The following is a 1,974-nucleotide window of genomic DNA, read 5'->3' as shown; positions in this document are numbered from 1 at the left end:
TCCTGCTACAGGCTCGACCCGGTTGCGCGCGTCTTGGCGCCGTACCTCGTTTCAGTCTGGTCGGCCCTGCTGCCCAATCTGATATCGGATCGAGCGCTTATTCCGGAATTCTACGACGGCTACATCAAGCCGAACAATCTGGCCCGGCAATTGGAAGCCCTGTTCGCCGACAGCGGCATGCGCGCCTGGCAGAAGAATGGATTTGCAGAGATCACGCGGCGCATGGCGACGGACAGACCGTCCGGCGAGATCGCCGCGCAGGTGGTGATGCGGTATATCAAGAGAGGGAATAGTCAGTAGGGAGTAGGGAAGTTGACCGTGCCTACTGCCTACTGCCTACTGCCCGATCCCTACTCCCAATTCACCGCTTGGCGATCGGCACGTAGTCACGCTCGGGTGCGCCGGTATAGAGCTGACGAGGGCGGCCGATCTTCTGGCGCGGATCCTCGATCATCTCTTTCCACTGCGCGATCCAGCCGACGGTGCGGGCGACCGCGAACAGCACGGTGAACATGGTGGTGGGGAAGCCCAGCGCCTTCAGCGTGATGCCGGAATAGAAGTCGACATTCGGGTAGAGCTTCTTCTCGATGAAATAGGGATCGGTCAGCGCGATCTTTTCCAGTTCCATGGCGATGTCGAGCAGCGGATCGTCCTTGATGCCGAGCTCGCCCAGAACCTCATGCGCCGTCTTCTGCATGATCTTGGCGCGCGGATCGTAGTTCTTGTAGACGCGGTGGCCGAAGCCCATCAGCCGGAACGGATCGTTCTTGTCCTTGGCGCGGGCGATGAATTCGGGGATGTGATCGACATGGCCGATCTCACCAAGCATGTTGAGCGCCGCTTCATTGGCGCCGCCATGCGCAGGCCCCCACAGGCAGGCGATGCCGGCGGCGATGCACGCAAACGGATTGGCGCCCGACGAGCCGGCGAGACGCACGGTCGAGGTCGAGGCGTTCTGCTCGTGGTCGGCGTGCAGGATGAAGATGCGCTCCATGGCGCGCGCCAGCACCGGGTTGATCTTGTATTCCTCGCACGGCACGGCAAAGCACATGTGCAGGAAGTTGGCGGCGAAGTTCAGTTCGTTCTTCGGGTAAATGAACGGCTGGCCGATGTGGTATTTGTAGGCCATCGCCGCGATCGTTGGCATCTTGGCGATCAGCCGCATGGAGGCAACCATGCGCTGGTAGGGGTCGGAGATGTCGGTGGAGTCGTGGTAGAAGGCCGACAGCGCGCCGACCACGCCGCACATCACCGCCATCGGGTGCGCGTCGCGGCGGAAGCCGGTGAAAAAGCGCGACATCTGCTCATGCACCATGGTGTGGCGCGTCACGCGATAGTCGAAGTCGTCCTTCTGCGCCTTGGTCGGCAGTTCGCCGTAAAGCAGGAGATAGCAGACTTCGAGGAAGTCGCCATGTTCGGCCAACTGGTCGATCGGATAGCCGCGGTGCAGCAGGATGCCGGCGTCGCCGTCGATGAAGGTGATTTCGGACTCGCAGCTTGCCGTCGAGGTGAAGCCGGGATCGTAAGTGAAGGCGCCGGTGGTTGAGTAGAGCGAGGCGATGTCGATGACATCAGGCCCGACCGAACCACTTCGCACCTTGAATTCATGGGTCTTGCCGGCGAATGCAAGCGTTGCCGTGGCCTCCTGGGTCTTGCCGCCCAAATCCATTTTTTTCGCAGCTTCGGTCATTGCAAACTCCTTCTTGTTTCCTCATGCCGGCAAAGGCAAAATTCTGCAGAGCGACACGTCGAAAATCACCGCAATGCGCGTATTCGCCACCGCATTTCAGGAGGTGCGTGCCAGATTGGGCCAAGGCCTAATGTTGCACTGCGAAACCCGCCTTTCAATGCCAATCTTCTTGGGCCAGTTTGCTCCTAATCGATTTGATCTGAGATGCGCGCCAGGCTTTCCTCGCGGCCGAGCACGGCGAGCACATCGAACACGCCCGGCGAGGTGCTTTTGCCGGTCAACGC

Annotated in this window: 2 protein-coding genes and 1 pseudogene; 1 reads left to right on the top strand and 2 read right to left on the bottom strand. The window is 60.5% G+C overall.

Going from position 1 to position 1,974, the window contains the following annotated elements; translation table 11 throughout:
• A pseudogene (locus tag EN749_RS34840) lies at window positions 1-300 on the top strand (lipid-A-disaccharide synthase); the annotation flags it as partial.
• Window positions 301-361: 61 nt separating this feature from the next.
• On the opposite strand, the gene gltA reads toward EN749_RS34840, so the two are convergent.
• Both gltA and EN749_RS39215 read right to left on the bottom strand, forming a co-directional pair.
• Window positions 362-1,690, bottom strand: coding sequence for a citrate synthase (gene gltA, locus EN749_RS34835; protein ID WP_127270290.1), 1,329 nt, complete (start codon window positions 1,688-1,690; stop codon window positions 362-364).
• 185 nt (window positions 1,691-1,875) lie between these two features.
• Window positions 1,876-1,974, bottom strand: a 99-nt coding sequence (locus EN749_RS39215; RefSeq protein WP_245491571.1) for a hypothetical protein, incomplete at its 5' end; no start/stop codon positions are given.

The sequence above is a fragment of the Mesorhizobium sp. M7A.F.Ca.ET.027.02.1.1 genome (assembly GCF_004022985.1).
GTDB lineage: Bacteria > Pseudomonadota > Alphaproteobacteria > Rhizobiales > Rhizobiaceae > Mesorhizobium.
Note: the sequence above shows the minus strand (reverse complement) of the source record. Positions and strands in the feature narration are given on the sequence as shown.

What these genes read in the sequence shown, in the direction of transcription:
- gltA (WP_127270290.1), bottom strand. Translation starts at nt 1,690, where the DNA reads ATGACCGAAGCTGCGAAAAAAATGGATTTGGGCGGCAAGACCCAGGAG.